Annotated in this window: 16 protein-coding genes and 1 pseudogene; 8 read left to right on the top strand and 9 right to left on the bottom strand. The window is 71.0% G+C overall.

Going from position 1 to position 14,016, the window contains the following annotated elements; translation table 11 throughout:
- Window positions 1-122: 122 nt before the first annotated feature.
- From ACZ32T_RS37165 to ACZ32T_RS37150, 4 genes are all read right to left on the bottom strand, one after another.
- Window positions 123-872, bottom strand: a complete 750-nt coding sequence (locus ACZ32T_RS37165; protein WP_467371975.1) for a sulfite exporter TauE/SafE family protein — start codon at window positions 870-872, stop codon at window positions 123-125.
- Complete coding sequence (locus ACZ32T_RS37160) at window positions 869-1,228, bottom strand: rhodanese-like domain-containing protein (RefSeq protein ID WP_467371973.1); 360 nt, start codon at window positions 1,226-1,228, stop codon at window positions 869-871. The genes ACZ32T_RS37165 and ACZ32T_RS37160 overlap by 4 nt, the downstream gene beginning before the upstream one ends.
- Window positions 1,229-1,293: 65 nt before the next feature.
- Window positions 1,294-2,667 carry a rhodanese-like domain-containing protein gene (locus tag ACZ32T_RS37155; protein ID WP_467274454.1) on the bottom strand — a complete coding sequence of 458 codons (1,374 nt, stop codon included), beginning with the start codon at window positions 2,665-2,667 and terminating at the stop codon, window positions 1,294-1,296.
- A 253-nt stretch (window positions 2,668-2,920) separates the two neighbouring features.
- The gene (locus ACZ32T_RS37150) at window positions 2,921-3,658 is read right to left on the bottom strand and encodes an NADPH-dependent F420 reductase (protein WP_467274456.1); all 738 of its coding nucleotides are present in this window, start codon (window positions 3,656-3,658) and stop codon (window positions 2,921-2,923) included.
- Window positions 3,659-3,806: 148 nt separating this feature from the next.
- Here ACZ32T_RS37150 and ACZ32T_RS37145 point away from each other — a divergent pair, with 148 nt between their 5' ends.
- Complete coding sequence (locus ACZ32T_RS37145) at window positions 3,807-4,655, top strand: LysR family transcriptional regulator (protein ID WP_467371971.1); 849 nt, start codon at window positions 3,807-3,809, stop codon at window positions 4,653-4,655.
- A 74-nt stretch (window positions 4,656-4,729) separates the two neighbouring features.
- Here the strand turns inward: ACZ32T_RS37145 and ACZ32T_RS37140 are convergent, their stop codons facing one another.
- Window positions 4,730-5,656, bottom strand: coding sequence for an oxidoreductase (locus ACZ32T_RS37140; RefSeq protein ID WP_467371969.1), 927 nt, complete (start codon window positions 5,654-5,656; stop codon window positions 4,730-4,732).
- A gap of 89 nt (window positions 5,657-5,745) precedes the next feature.
- Here ACZ32T_RS37140 and ACZ32T_RS37135 point away from each other — a divergent pair, with 89 nt between their 5' ends.
- The 4 genes from ACZ32T_RS37135 to ACZ32T_RS37120 all read left to right on the top strand — a co-directional run bounded on the left by ACZ32T_RS37135 (window position 5,746) and on the right by ACZ32T_RS37120 (window position 8,230).
- The gene (locus ACZ32T_RS37135) at window positions 5,746-6,321 is read left to right on the top strand and encodes a TetR/AcrR family transcriptional regulator (RefSeq protein ID WP_467274460.1); all 576 of its coding nucleotides are present in this window, start codon (window positions 5,746-5,748) and stop codon (window positions 6,319-6,321) included.
- 83 nt (window positions 6,322-6,404) lie between these two features.
- Window positions 6,405-6,962: a hypothetical protein gene (locus tag ACZ32T_RS37130; protein WP_467371967.1), complete on the top strand. Its 558-nt coding sequence runs from the start codon at window positions 6,405-6,407 to the stop codon at window positions 6,960-6,962.
- Between the two features lie 353 nt (window positions 6,963-7,315).
- On the top strand, window positions 7,316-7,798 hold the full coding sequence (locus ACZ32T_RS37125; RefSeq protein ID WP_467371965.1) for a GNAT family N-acetyltransferase: 483 nt from the start codon (window positions 7,316-7,318) through the stop codon (window positions 7,796-7,798).
- Between the two features lie 198 nt (window positions 7,799-7,996).
- Window positions 7,997-8,230: a hypothetical protein gene (locus ACZ32T_RS37120; protein WP_467371963.1), complete on the top strand. Its 234-nt coding sequence runs from the start codon at window positions 7,997-7,999 to the stop codon at window positions 8,228-8,230.
- 435 nt (window positions 8,231-8,665) lie between these two features.
- Here ACZ32T_RS37120 and ACZ32T_RS37115 read toward each other — a convergent pair whose 3' ends face one another.
- Window positions 8,666-9,601 carry an MBL fold metallo-hydrolase gene (locus ACZ32T_RS37115; protein ID WP_467371961.1) on the bottom strand — a complete coding sequence of 312 codons (936 nt, stop codon included), beginning with the start codon at window positions 9,599-9,601 and terminating at the stop codon, window positions 8,666-8,668.
- 152 nt (window positions 9,602-9,753) lie between these two features.
- On the opposite strand from ACZ32T_RS37115, the gene ACZ32T_RS37110 reads away from it, so the two are divergent.
- The 3 genes from ACZ32T_RS37110 to ACZ32T_RS37100 are packed head-to-tail and all read left to right on the top strand — an operon-like array spanning window position 9,754 to window position 11,943.
- Window positions 9,754-9,960: a hypothetical protein gene (locus ACZ32T_RS37110; protein ID WP_467274465.1), complete on the top strand. Its 207-nt coding sequence runs from the start codon at window positions 9,754-9,756 to the stop codon at window positions 9,958-9,960.
- On the top strand, window positions 9,947-11,338 hold the full coding sequence (locus ACZ32T_RS37105; protein ID WP_467371959.1) for an amidase: 1,392 nt from the start codon (window positions 9,947-9,949) through the stop codon (window positions 11,336-11,338). The genes ACZ32T_RS37110 and ACZ32T_RS37105 overlap by 14 nt, the downstream gene beginning before the upstream one ends.
- Window positions 11,339-11,382: 44 nt before the next feature.
- A complete protein-coding gene (locus tag ACZ32T_RS37100) occupies window positions 11,383-11,943 on the top strand; it encodes a TetR/AcrR family transcriptional regulator (protein WP_467371957.1) in 561 nt (186 codons plus the stop codon).
- Window positions 11,944-12,097: 154 nt separating this feature from the next.
- Here ACZ32T_RS37100 and ACZ32T_RS37095 read toward each other — a convergent pair whose 3' ends face one another.
- From ACZ32T_RS37095 to ACZ32T_RS37085, 3 genes and pseudogenes are all read right to left on the bottom strand, one after another.
- Entirely contained in the window at window positions 12,098-12,424 is a 327-nt protein-coding gene (locus ACZ32T_RS37095) for a DUF6221 family protein (protein WP_467274472.1), read from the bottom strand.
- Window positions 12,421-12,687 carry a hypothetical protein gene (locus ACZ32T_RS37090; protein ID WP_467371955.1) on the bottom strand — a complete coding sequence of 89 codons (267 nt, stop codon included), beginning with the start codon at window positions 12,685-12,687 and terminating at the stop codon, window positions 12,421-12,423. Before ACZ32T_RS37090 ends, ACZ32T_RS37095 begins: the two co-directional genes overlap by 4 nt.
- Before the next feature lie 85 nt (window positions 12,688-12,772).
- Window positions 12,773-12,966, bottom strand: a pseudogene (locus ACZ32T_RS37085) (LysR family transcriptional regulator); the annotation flags it as partial.
- Window positions 12,967-14,016: the final 1,050 nt, after the last annotated feature.

The raw sequence follows: 14,016 nt of genomic DNA, 5'->3' as shown, positions 1-14,016 counted from the left end.
GTGTCGGGGGGGCGTTTTTTTTTTGTTTTTCTTATCGGCCCAATTATTTTTTTGTCGCGGGGGGGGGGGCGGGGGCGCCCCCCCCCCCCGGGGGCCCCCCCCGGCCCGCCCCCACGGGGGTGTCACAGCAGGGTGCCCGTCGCCATCACCGCGGCGACCGCCAGCAGCAACGTGCCGAAGACCCGCTGCAAGGTGGCGGGCCTGACCTTCGCGGCCAGCCGCTTGCCGTCCCAGGCGCCCAGGACCGCCGTCGCGATGAACGGCATGATCAGGGCCCAGTCCAGGCTTACCTCGGTCGTCGCGCGGGCCACGAGAGCGACCAGCGCGTTGGCGAGGATGACCAGCAGGCTCGTACCGACCGCCGCGCTCATCGGCACCGCCAGTGCTGCCACCAGGGCGGGGACGGCGAGGAAGCCGCCGCCGACCCCGAGGAACCCGGTCACCGCGCCAAGGGCGGCTCCCGCCCCCGTTGCGCGGGGCACGGATGCGGACGCCGTCACGTCTTCGGACCGTGGCCGGCGGCGCAGCATGCGCAGCCCGGCGAGGACCGCGAGGGCGGCGAAGGCCGGCGTCAGCACGGCTGCGGGGATGTGCGCGGACAGCAGGCCGGCCGCTGCGGCGGGCAGCAGCCCGGCCGCGGCGAACAGCAGGCCGGCCCGCCAGCGCACCGTTCCGACCCGGGCGTGGGCCAGCAGCGCGGTGAGCGAGGTGACGATCACGATGATCAGGCTGGCGGTGGTGGCCTCGGCCGGACTGAACCCGAGCAGGTAGATCAAGGCGGGGACGGTCAGGATGCTGCCGCCCGCCCCCAGCGAGCCCAGAGCGAGGCCGACCAGCGCCCCGGCGAGCAGAGCGAGAACGAGCGCGGTCATATGACGGTGCCCGCCGCACCGTGCGCATCCTGCACGGGCAGGCACGCGGCGGCCCAGGCACGCATCCCGCCGACGACGTCGACCGCCGTGACACCGCGCCCGGCGAGCAGGCGCGCGGCCTGCTGGGAGCGGTGCCCGGAGCGGCAGATCAGCACCAGGTCACGGCCGTCCGTCCAACCGGGCAGGTCGGCGCCCCCGGCCAGCCGCGACAGCGGCGAGAAGAAGGCCGCAGGAGCGTGACCGGCCTGGTACTCGTCCTCCTCCCGGACATCGGCGAGCAGCGCGGAGCCGTCCTCGACGGCGCGGTGGGCCTGTGCCGGTGTGACGCGGCCGGCGCCGCATTCGGGCAAGAGCATGGTGCTTCCTCTGGTGCCTGTGACCCGGCCGGCTCAGGTGGCCCGGCGGGGGTCGGGTGGTGCGGTCAGTGCTGGACGGGTGTCACGAGCGGGAGCCCGGCGTCGGCGGCCGCGGCGTACCCGTCGTCTACGGCGACGACGTCACGTCCCGAGGCGTCCAGGACGGAGGCGGCGATCGCCGCGCGCATACCCCCCGCGCAGTGCACCCACACCGTCCCGGCGGGCACCTCGGCAAGGCGCTGGTGGACCTGGTGGACCGGGATGTGCACGCTGCCCTCGATCCAGCCACCGGCGCGTTCGCCGTCGCGGCGCACGTCCAGCACCACCGGCTCCTCGCCCCGCTCGCGCGCGGCAGCCAGGTCGGCGAACGTCGCCCGTGGGAACGAGGCGATCGGCGCCCCACCGTTGGTCCAGTCGGCCGGGGAGCCGACGGCCTCAGCGGCGGGGCGGTCGATGCCCACCCGGGCCAGCTCACGCTGGGCACGGGCGATGTCCTCGGCGCGCTCCGCGAGCAGGGTCACCGGCTTGCCCCACGGCATCATCCATGCCAGGTAAGTGGCCAGCTGGCCCTCGACCTCGAAGTTGAACGAGCCCGCCACATGGCCCTGGGAGAACGCCACACGGCTGCGCAGGTCCACCACCCACTCCCCGGCCGCCAGACGGCGGGCGATCTCCCCGGCGTCAGCGCGCTCCGGGGCGGTCAGGTCCACCGGGGCGGGGCCCGCGGCGTTGGCCGGGCCCATGTGCGCGTAGTAGGCCGGAACGTCGTCCAGCCCGGCCAGCAGCTCCTTGACGAACGTCTCCACGTCCCTCAGCAGCGCCGGGTTGGCCGCCTTCTCCGTCCCGATGGTGCTGTAGTCGCCGCCACTCCGGCCGGCGGAGCAGAAGCTGCCGAACCCGTGCGTCGGCATCACCGCCACGTCGTCGGCCAGCTCGGCGGCGAGCCGGTGCGCGGAGGCGTGCTGGGCGCGGGCCAGCTGCTCGGTGAGCCGCGGCTCCACCAGATCGGGGCGGCCCACACTGCCGATCAGCAGCGAGCCGCCGGTGAACGCGGCGACCGCCCGCCCGCCGTCCTCCAGCACATAGGAGGTGTGGTGCGGCGTGTGGCCAGGTGTGGCCACTGCCCGCAGCACCAGACCCTCATCGATCCTTTCGACATCACCGTCGGCCACCGCGACCCGGGCGTACGCAACGGACGCACCGGCGGGCACCAAATAACGGGCGCCGGTCAGCCGGGCCAGCTCCAGACCGCCGGTGACGTAGTCGTTGTGCACATGCGTCTCCGCGACGGCCGCAATCCGGACCCCGCGCCGCGCAGCTGCCGCGATCACCCGGTCGATGTCCCGCGGCGGATCCACGACCACCGCCGTGCGGGCCCCTCCGGCCAGATAGCTGCGGTTGCCCAGCCCTTCGGTTTCAAGGATGTCGGCAAAGAACACGGCACACTCTCCTCACAGCACGATTACCCCCCGGGGTATCTGAATCCACCGTAACAGAGATACCTGGGGGGGTATTGAGGGAGGCGTGCGACGACCGCCACAGCAGCGCCCGGGTGACATGCCGCCGCCTCACACACCGGTGGGCCACTATTGCCGACACCGAGAACCTCGGTCCTCCCCAGTGTCTCGGTCAGAGCCCCTGGACAGCCGCCTGACCAGGTGTCCCGGCCGGGCGGCTGTTGATCGCCCGCTGTTACATCCGGAATCCCGCGGGCCCCCGCACCGCGGCGGCGGCGAGTTCCTTGATCCGGGCGACGGGTGCGGGCACACCGGGTGCCTGCTGGACCCAGGCGACGAATTCCGTGATGGTGAGGCCGGACGGCGGCTGCCCCACGTACGGGATGGCGTACAGAGGGGTGTTCGGTTCGCTGCGCCAGCTGTCGGCCAGTGGGCCGAGGTCCACCGCGTCGAAGCCGAGGACATTCAGCAGGCCGGCCACCTCCTTCCTGGCGTCCGGGTCGTCGCCGGAAAGTGGCAGCGCGGTGCGGTCGGGGGCTCCCGCCGGGCGGAACAGCTCCAACAACTGCTTGGGGCCGATGTTGTGCAATGCCTTCACCACCTGGGCATCTGCGAGGTGGCGCTGCACCAGTTGGCTGGAGGTCAGCTCGTCGCTGTCGAGTTCCGGTATCCCGAATGCGCTGTGTGGCGCGTAGTTCATCGGGTCGATCACGGTCTTGCCGGCAAGCTCCGCCCGGGGCAACCGCTCGTAGGCGGCCAGTGGCACGGCCGCGATGACGGGATTGCCGGCTCTTGCTGCTTCGGCCGGGGTGGCCGCGCGGGCCCGCTCGCCGAGCTCCGCGACGAGACCGGCCAGCGTTTCGGGGCCGCGTGAGTTGCTCAGGACGACGTTCAGGCCGGCGTCGACGGCGCGGCGGGCGGCCCCGAGGCCGACCATGCCGGTGCCGATGACTCCGAGGGTTGTTGTGCTCACTCTGTTTCTCCGTTCGCAAGTCCCCGCGTCGCGGCATCCGGCGGGCGGGCCGCCCCGGCGGGCTCGTACCCATCACAGCTGGAGTGACCTGCGCGAACAATGACCAGAAACGCCCGGCAGCGATCACATCATGTGATAGATCAGGCGCATGGAACTGAGAGCGCTGCAGTACTTCGTGGCCGTGGCCGAGGAGCTGCACTTCGGGCGCGCGGCGCAACGGCTGGGCATAGTGCAGCCGGCGGTCAGCCAGCAGATCGCCCGGCTCGAACGTGAGCTCGGCGTACGCCTGCTCGACCGCACCTCGCGCCGGGTACGGCTCACCCCGGCCGGCGAACGCGTGCTCGCCGCGGCTCGCAGAACCCTCGCCGCGGCGGCCCGGGTGCGGGTGGTTGCCGGAGAGCCGGCGGCCGTTCTGCGCATCGGGGTGGCGTCCTGCGCCACCCGCCGGCTCGACCGGGCGGTGGGCCGCCTGAGCGACGGCGAACGCCCCGCCGAGCCGAGATTGGTCGACCTGCCGGTGGTCGCGCGACTCGACGCCGTCCGCGACGGAGAGCTGGACCTGGCCCTGGTGCGGGGCGCGCTCACCTCCTCCGCGGTGACGGTGGTGCGCGCCTGGTCCGAGCCACTGCACGCGGTGCTCGCGCGTGAACACCCCGCCGCCCGGAAACCGGTGGTCAGCCTGCACGATCTGGACCCGTACGGTCTGCGGCTTCCCGCCCGGGACAGTGACCCGCCGATGTATGACGCGATACTCGCCACCCTGCCCATGGCACCGCTGCGGCGTCCTGCCGGGGACATGCTCAACGTGCTGTTCGAGGTGGGCCGGGACACCGAGGGCTGGACGCTGATGCCGGCCGAGCAGCTCGACGTGTCCCGCTCCGAGCGGCTGGTCCACATGCCGCTCGACCCGCCGGTGACCGTCGACGGCCACGTCGTCACCTCACCGGCCACCCCGGAACCGTGCGTGGCCTCGTACGTGGCCGCGTTCGCGGACTGAACTTCCGCCTCGGGCCTGCCGGCCGGAGAAGGCGGACAGCACCGGCTGCACGCCCGGGCAGGCCGAGCGCGAGATCAGTTCTGCAGGACCGGGAAGGTGACGCCGGTCAGCCGCTCGCTCTCGTGCCACAGCCAGGTCCCCAACTCGGCGTCGTCGGCTCCGGCGGGCAGCCGGACCGGCTTGGGCGTGCCGGAGGTCTGGTCGCGGCCGGCCGGGCCGAGGTAGGCCCCGTTGACGGCCGCGGGGTTGGTCGCCGCGTAAAGGGACGGCCAGGCCGCGCCGTCGGGGGAGCCCATCAGCGTGCGGGAGGCGAGGGCCAGGATCAGGCGCCCCGTCCGGCTGGTGGAGGTGTGACGCTGCAGGTTGGTGACGGCCGAGCCCGGATGGACGGCCACAGCGCGGTGCGGACTGCCGGCAAGGCGACGGGCGAGTTCCTGGGTGAAGACGACGTTGGCGCGCTTGGACTTCGCGTACGCGCTCATCGGGCGGTAGCCGCGCTCGCTCATCAGGTCTGCGAGATCACCGGAGCGCCAGGCGGCGGCGAGGGCGCTGACCGTGACGACCCGGGCAGCCGCGGAGCGCCGCAGGGCGGGCATCAGGTGCGCGGTCAGCGCGAAGTGGCCGAGGTGGTTGGTGCCCACCGTGAGTTCCAGTCCGTCGCGGGTCAGCCGTCGTTCCGGGACGTCCATCACACCGGCGTTGTTGATGAGGAGGTCGAGGGTCTCGTCTGCGGCGAGCGGGGCGGCCGCCTCGCGGATCGCGTCAAGGCTGCCGAGGTCGAGTTCCACTGTCTTCAGTCGGGCACCGGGCACCTCCGCACGCACGCGGCGGGCGGCCTCTGCCAGGGAGTCGGGGCGCCGCCCCGCGAGCAGGACGCGGGCACCGCGCTCCGCCAGCACCTGGGCGGTGCGGTAGCCGATGCCGCTGTTGGCGCCGGTGATCAGTGCCGTCCGGCCCACGAGTCCGGGGACGCCGGCCGGGGACCAGTGCGAATCCACCATGCCACTCCTTAAATGAATGTTCATTTATTTCATTCTGTGGAGGCCGGTCCGACTTGTCAAATGAACGTTCATCAAGGGAGGGTGGGGCCATGGCAACACGTGACCCGGACCGAAAGCGCCGGCAGCTGATGGAAGCAGCCCTCGCCGAGTTCGCCGAGTTCGGTGCGGCCGGAGCCCGCGTGGACCGGCTCGCCAGACGTGCGGGTATCAGCCCTGGCCTGGTGTACTCCTTCGCCGCCGGTAAGGAGGGACTGTTCGAGGCCGTTTACGAGGCGATCGCCGAGCAGACCGTGAACGCGGCCCCCATCGACGCGGACGACCTGCCCGAATACGCCGGCCGCCTGCACGACGCCGGGCAGGAGCACCCCCAGGTCATGCGCTTTCTCACCTGGTACGCACTGCAAAGCACCGAACGGCCGGCACCCGGCGTCGTGGCCCGCTCGATGCAGGACAAGATCGCCGCTATCGAGGCCGCCCAGCAGCGCGGCAGCGTCCGCCGGGACAAGCCGGCCGCGGAGATCCTGGCGCTTGTCCTGACTCTCGCGAACATGTGGCAGCACCACACCGAGGACGTCAACTCCCTGGTGCCACGCGCACAGCAGCGCACAGCGATCACTGACGCCGTACGCCGTCTCGTCACCCCGGACCGGCCCGCCGATCACTGACGGCACCACCAGCACCAGCACCCTCGGCGTCCGAAGAGGGATACGACGGTCACGATGTCAGCGCCGCGAGCGATGACGGAGGCGTGGACTACAGCCTCGTGATCGCCGCCGCCCAGGCCGCCGGGCCCTGCCCGCCCGGCGAGGAAGCCTCCTGCGGCCGTCGCGTGCAGACGCTCACCGTCGACCTGCACATGATCGCCAAGCAGGCGGCGCAGGACGTCGACCGGTTGGAGGGCGCCAAGACGTTCGTCGCCTTCCTGGAGAAGGTCGAGACGGAGGAGACCAGCCGCCGTGGCCTGCTCACGCTGCGGCCGCCGTCCGGCGACGCGGAGACCGTCCGAACCGAGCAGGAGGAGACCGACAGCGGCCGCCAGCTGATCGAGCGTGCCCGCTTTCTGGTCGGCCGGTGGGTGCTGGTCTGCCGGTACAACAACGAGGAGAAGGCCGGAAACCGGCAGCACAACGTGCGCATGCTTGCCCACGTCGTCCGCCTCGCCCACGTCGTCGACCTGGGCGACGGCGCGGTCTCGGTGCACGCATGGCGAAGAAGGTCCTCCTGGACGACGACGACGCCGCCGGCGTCGTGGCGCGTGCCCAGGAGGCGTGGGGGAGCGCGGGGCTCCCTGACACAGGCACGGTGAGCGTGGAGCAGCTGCAGAAGGCGCGCGCGGAACTCGCGGGGTGAGCCGTGTTGTTCGTCGCCCCGTCCTCGTCGCGGAGACGGGCGACGGCGTGTCACAGGACCACGAGCGCGGCACCACCTGCTGCGCTACGAACGGCTCGCCTGACGGCCGGAGCTGATGCCCCCGGCGGCACCGGTCGCAAGGCATGCGGCATGCGTGCCGGGCACTACGATGCGGGCCATGGAGTGTTTTCCCGCCTGGCGGACGCGTCACTGAAGGCCCGGCTCAGCGCCGACCGTGGTCGCGAGCGGGCCGCCCGATGCCCTTGCGCCGCCCGGATACCGAGCCCTCAGCCTGAGAGGCACACTCCTATGCTCATTCGAGCGTTCACCCAGCAGGACCTGGCACCACTCACCGAGCTGACCGTCGACACGTTCCGGCCGTTCTACGAGGAGTCCTTCCGCCCGTTGATGGGCGAGGCCGTCTTCACCGTCCAGCACGGCAACTGGCGCGACGACTACCGCGAACAGGTCGCCGGACTCCACGCTCCCGCACGGCACACGTACGTAGCCGTCGCCGAAGCCGAAGGCACCATCGCGGGCTTCGTGGCGTGGAGCGTCGCCCCGGACCGCAAGAAGGGCGAGATCACGATCCTCGCCGTCTCGGCCCGGTACCGACGTCACCATGTGGGCACCGCACTCTGCGAGCACGCCTTCGAGGAGATGCGGGCCCTCGGTGCCGAGGTCGTCGAGATCGGTACCGGGGGAGACCGGTTCCACGCCCCGGCCCGAGCGCTCTACGAGGCACTCGGATGCACGCCTCTCCCCCTCACCGTGTACTTCCGTCAGCTCTGACACTCCCGGACGGGCGTCCTCGGGCGCCCGTCCGGATTTTGCGGGCCGCCCGTGAGCCGGCCGGCAGCAGGGCGACCCCACTGCGGCGAGGATGTCAGGTCCAGTCGTGGTCGATCCGTACGGAGACCTGGGCAGCGATGCGCGGTGCGGTCGCCGGGCAGCCCCCAGGGAGGGAAGTGAGTTGCAGGAAGGCTTCGGATGTTCAGAATACGGCCGACGATCCTTGCTCCACTGGTCATCATCCCGGCAGCAACCATGGTCGTTCTGCTGGTGGACGGCCGGGCCTTCGAAGCCGACCCGCCGGATCTGCCTGACGACCCCTGCCCTGCGTCCTCGTCCTCCGCCTCCGGGCGAGGCAGGTATCCCACCGACTTCACCAGCACAGCACAGCCGTACGAGGGCCGAGGGCCGAGGGCCCGGGCCCTCACCTGATCATGACTGACGCCGGGCTCGTCGACTCACGCATGCCCGCCGACCGGAAGGTCGCACCGCGAGGACCGCCTGGTCTCCGAGCTGGTGTTGTGCGAGTACCGGACGGACACCGGCGTGTCCCTGGGCGAGTGCCGCTACCTGGGCGGAGCTTCGGTGACGTTGAATCAGTCCCGTGCCCTCTACCGACTGCACGAGGCCAGGACCTCGGAACTGGTCATCAGCTTTCATATCGACGGGAGCGGCGGCTGTCCCTTCTTGATCCGGCACCTTGAGGGGAAACCGCCCCCTTGTCCATGCCACAGTCCATCGACGCCTCCGATGTGATCGCCGCGCTGCGCCCCTACGCCGAAGACCCGGGACCTCGGACGACGCGGGACTTGGGCTGCCGGGATCTTGCAGCCCGCATCTCAGGCAGACACGATGCCGGTCCTCCGCTCATCCGCGGACCGTGGCGCCCTCGGGCGCGGTCGGCGCCAGCCGGTACGCGTTGCCCTCGCGCCGCACGCGACCGGCGGTGGGAGGCGGGAAGTGGCTGCCGAGCAACAGGGTGGAGGTGCCGGCCAGCGAGTCGAGCATCCGACGCCGGGTCCTGGCGGCGACTTCGGGTGCGATGTCCACGCAGCTGCAGAGCTCCGGATGCCCCATCTGTACCGGGTGGTGGATGCTGTCGCCGCTGACGAGCGCGCGCTCACCCTGGCTGCTCAGCTCCACCGTCACCTGGCCCGGGGTGTGGCCGGGGCTGGGAAGCAGGCGGACGCCCGGCGCGATGCCCGTACCCTCGTCCGCGACGTCGACGAGGTCGAAGAGGCCCGCGTCGCGGACGGGGTGCACCGAGTCCTGGAACATCTGCCGCCGTGCTTCCTCCATCTCGACACCGGCCCAGTAGTTCCATTCGGTCTGCGAGGTGAGATAGCGCGCGTTGGGGAAGGTGGGTACCCAACTCTCGCTTTCCGAGCGGGTGTTCCAGCCCACGTGGTCGGTGTGAAGGTGGGTCAGGATGACCAGGTCCACGGTCTCCGGTGCGAAGCCCGCCGCTGTCAGACGCGCGACGTAGTCGCTGTTCAGGTTGTGCCAGGCGGGGTTGGCGCGCTGCTTCCCGTTTCCGATGCCGGTGTCGACCAGTATCCGCAGCCCGCCGGCCTCGACCGCGAAGCTGTGGCTTGCCAGCCGGAGGACTCCGGCCTCGTCGGCGAAGTCGGGGCGCAGCCACGGGGTCCGGGTGACGACATCCGGGGTCGCCCCGGGCAGCAGCCATGGGCCGGTCGCGGCGGGAAGGGTTGTCTCGTCGATACGTCGCACGGTGTGGCCGCCCACGGACCACGAGGGGGCCCGTACTGCGGCGGGGGCGCTGGGCTGAGAGGTCGCGGGCATGGTGATCTTCCCTTACGTCGACTAAAAGCAACTGGTTTGCTTTAAGTCACCGTAGGTCCTACCTTCACCTAAGGCAAACGATTCGCTTTTAGGTGTCGCGGGCCGTGGACAGTTCCCGGACCGATGCACCGTACAGAGCTGGAAGGACCCTCATGACCAGCGAACTCACTCCCCAGGAAGCAGCTCGAAGCGCGCTGCGGGCGGGCCTCCACCTCCGGGGCGACCGTCACGAAGGGGTGGCCGCAACCGCCAACCACATCCACTCCGTCATCACCACGCTGCGGGAACTCGACTTCGCCGACACGCCCCCCGCGATCGCGTACAGGGCCGGACAGGAGAACGCCGATGCAGCCCTTTGAGCTGTCCCTCACCGAGGCGGCCCGCGCGGTACGCGCACGGGAACTCTCCCCGGTCGAGCTCACCGAATCCGTACTGGCCCGCATCGGCGCGGTCGACGGACAGCTCCGCGCCTACGTCACCGTCGCGGCGGACGCCGCTCTGGCCGCGGCGGCTCGTGCAGAGCGGGAGATCTCCGACACCGGACCGCGCGGCCCGCTGCACGGGATCCCGATGGGGATCAAGGACCTGATCGACGCCGCCGGCCTGCCCACCACGGCGAGCTCGGACGTCCGGGCCGGGCACATCGCGGACCACGACAGCGCGGTGACAGCCCGACTGAAGGCTGCCGGGGCCGTTCTCCTGGGCAAGACGCACACCCATGAGTTCGCCTACGGCCTGACCACACCCCAGACCAGCAACGCCTGGGACCGGACCCGCGTCGCCGGAGGATCGAGCGGCGGCTCGGCGGTGGCGGTCGCCGCGGGCGGGGCGACGTTCGCCCTCGGCACCGACACGGGGGGCTCCATCAGGGTCCCCGCCGCACTCAACGGCGTGGTGGGCCTCAAGCCGACCTACGGCCTCGTATCCCGTTCCGGCGTGACCTCGCTGTCCTGGTCCCTGGACCACGTCGGCCCCCTCACCCGCAGCGCACGGGACGCGGCTCTGGTGCTTGCCGCGACAGCCGGGTACGACCCGCGCGACCCGGCGAGTGTGTCCGGCCCCCCGGTGGACCTCACCGGCGGTGGTGATCTGAAGGGTCTCAGGGTCGGCGTCCCCCGTAACCACTACTTCGACAGAGTCTCGCCCGAGGTCGAGGAGGCGGTGCGCCGGGCGATCGAGCGGCTGGCGGAGCTCGGCGCGGAACTCGTCGACGTGGAGATCCCGATGGCGCGGTACATCCAGGCCGTCCAGTGGGGGCTGATGGTTCCCGAGGCCACGGCCTACCACGAGCAGTCGTTGCGGGCCGTCCCCGACCTGTACAGCCCGGACGTACGCATCCTGCTCGAGGCAGGCGAACTCACATCGGCCGGCGACTACCTCCGCGCCCAGCGGGCCCGCACCATGATGCGCGACGGCTGGGCCCGGATGTTCGACGGGATCGACGTCCTCGCCGCCCCGACAGTGCCGATGACGGCCGCGAAGTCCGGCCAGGACACGGTCGAATGGGCCGACGGAACCGTGGAAGCGGTGTCCGACAGCTATGTCCGCCTCTCCGCCCCGGCCAACATCACCGGCGTTCCGGCCCTCACCCTCCCGGTCGGGTACGACCACGCCGGACTGCCGATAGGCATGCAGCTGATGGCGCGCCCCTTCGGGGACGCGACAGTGCTGCGCGTCGGGCGGGTGTACGAGGAGGCGGCGGCCGACGTGGGGCGCATCGCCCCGGTGGCGGCCTGAGGCGGAGCTGCTAGAAGCAACTTATTCGCATTAAGGTGGAACGCATGAGTCCCAAGCCCATGACGCGCCCCGGCGGACGCAGCGCCCGCGTGCAGGAGTCCGTACACGCCGCGGTCCGCGAACTCGTCGGCGAGACGGGTCGCGAAGCACTGACCGTTCCACTGGTGGCGACCCGGGCCGGCGTGACCCCTTCCACGATCTACCGCCGCTGGGGCGACCTGCAGGAACTGCTGTCCGACGTCGCGGTCGAACGGCTGCGGCCGGAGACCGACCCCGTCGATCTCGGCAGCCTGCGCGCCGACCTCGACGCATGGGCGGAACAGTTCCTCGACGAGATGGCCTCCCCGCCCGGACGTGCGTACATCAGGGACGCGCTCCTCGGCGATCCGGACGGCACCAACGCCGGCCAGTGCTCCGCCTACGCGGCAGAGCAGATCGACGCCGTCCTGAACCGTGCGGCCCGGCGCGGCGAGGCCGTGCCCGACACGGAACGAGTGATCGACCGGGTCGTGGCGCCGATGATGTACCGCATCCTCTTCCGGCCTGGCCGACTGGACGCCAGGTACGCGCGCGAACTCGTGACCAACGCCCTCGACCGGCCCTGACGGCGAAGCCGCACCACTCCTCACCCGGCACGGCGCGTAGAGCCGGCACCGCCAGGAGGAGGGCCGAAGGGGTCACCTCACGGCGCCGGTCGGCCCGAGGGGTTGCCTCCCGCTCGTCGGGACGGGCTTGGAAGAAGGTAACCGAGCCGACGGGTCACGCAGAGCTCCCGGGCTGGTCGGCGGATCCCTCGTCGTGCGGGTAGTCCCGGTGCTCGACGTAGGGGGCGGCGAGCAACCGGAGCTGGAATTCGGCGTTCCGGCCGCCCGGCCCCGTGGTTCCCAGGTAGGGCACCACGGTGTCGTCAAGCAACGCGAGGCGCGCTTCAGCGGATGCGACAGTGAAGCGGGCGTGCTTGGCCGCGTCCTGGGGTTCTACGCCGAAGCGTTCGGGCTGCGTGCCTACCACGTTGCCGGCGAAGCGGGCCTTCTCCAGCTCTTCTTCGAAACGAGCCCGGAGGAAAGCCACCAGGTCGGCGGTCATACGGAGCTCCTTGAGGCGTTGGCGACGGTGACCTTGATGCTGAGGCCGGCGGGCATTCGCTGGTGGATGCCGTGCCGGGTCTCGATCTCATCCCATGGGGTCGGCGCAACGAGCGGGGAGAGCGCCTGAACGCGCTCATCGACGGGGTCGCACCGGATGGACTGCTGCTCCCGGACAGTACTCGGGCGGGCCTCGTGCGGGGCGCCCCACAGGCAACCCCGCTCTTCGCGGGCGACCTGCTTGAGGTGGTCGGTCTCGATCACGCAGAACTCCTGGGTTGGTCGGTCATCTTCCTCAGTCTGGTGCAGACGCTGTAGCACCACCTACGTCGTCCTGCGGCGGGGAGCGTCAAGCGTGGCAGCCGCCTTCCTCTTGTGGTCCGAGTGGGCCGAGCCGGTGGTCGAGCGCGGCACCGACATCGGGGCAGTTGCTGCGGATGACGTCGAGAAAAGCGTTCAGTGCCGGGGAACGGGACCGGGCAGAGGCGTGCGCGGGGTCACCCCGCAGAACCACGTGCCTCATCGTGGGGCCGCCAGTACGCGGAAGGAGTCAGATTCCTCGGCTGCGGGTGATCGAACGCAATACGAGCGACTGGACGAAGCCCGACGGCTGTAATGGCTCGGCGAGGTCGTCAACCTCCAAGAAAGCCTGCGCCATATCGCGGACAAGAAGCGCCAGGCCGAACGGCTGTGTCGACAACAACCAGGTCAGGGCGAGCCAGAGACTATGCACTCAGCTGACCCGATGGCGTCCACGCCATAGCGATGCCGCCCGGGATTCCTCCAGGACGACCCAGCTGTCGACGTCTTCGCGTACGAACCCGCGGCCCGTCTCGGTGAAACCGTGTCAGGAACCGGAGGGCGCGGTAAAGTTCCAGGCCACACAGGCTACTCCCCGCGCACGCGGGGATGGGCCGGCCGGGTGCCCGGAGAGGGAGCTCGGTCGCCGGTGCCAGACACCGGCCTCCCGCTCCGGGCCCGGACACTCTGGCACACGGACAACTGCGGCGGCTGCCGAGCTGCGGCTCCTCCTGGTCCTCGAGGCCGCAGCATGCAGTCCGGTGCGGTCGGCTGCGCAGCGCGCTGGCCGGTGGGGGTCCGTCGGCCGCAGGGGGCGCAGCGAGGGCGATGCGGAGCCTGCGTGGGGGTCCGACGGCAATCCCGACACCATGACCGACACAAATGCCGACACCATGACCGACACCTCACCGGAGCCAGCCTCTGTATGACCGCAGGTCAATCCCCGGTTTCCCGTGGTGAGTGCTCAGACTTTCCCTCTTCTACCTGGCTTGCCCTGCTGTGGGGGTGGTGTGGTGGCGGGCGTGGTCTCGGGGAATCGGGGGCGCTACGCTGGCCCGTTCTCCCGGCCCGTCGCCGGGGCTCCGGACCGGCAACGAGACCGACGACCAGGAGGCGGTGCTGGTGGGTCCTACTCCGGCCACCAGGCCGTCCGCCCGCCTCGTGCTCGGTGGTCTCGGTGGCGCGAAGCGAGGGCGCTGCGCTGGCCTTCTTCTCCGGCCCGTTGCGGAGCTCCGGGCCGACAGCCGGCGGTCCGGCAGGCGTCAACGTCCTGCCCGGCCGCTCACGCCCTTC

The organism is Streptomyces sp. NPDC023573 (genome assembly GCF_055559735.1).
Note: the sequence above shows the minus strand (reverse complement) of the source record. Positions and strands in the feature narration are given on the sequence as shown.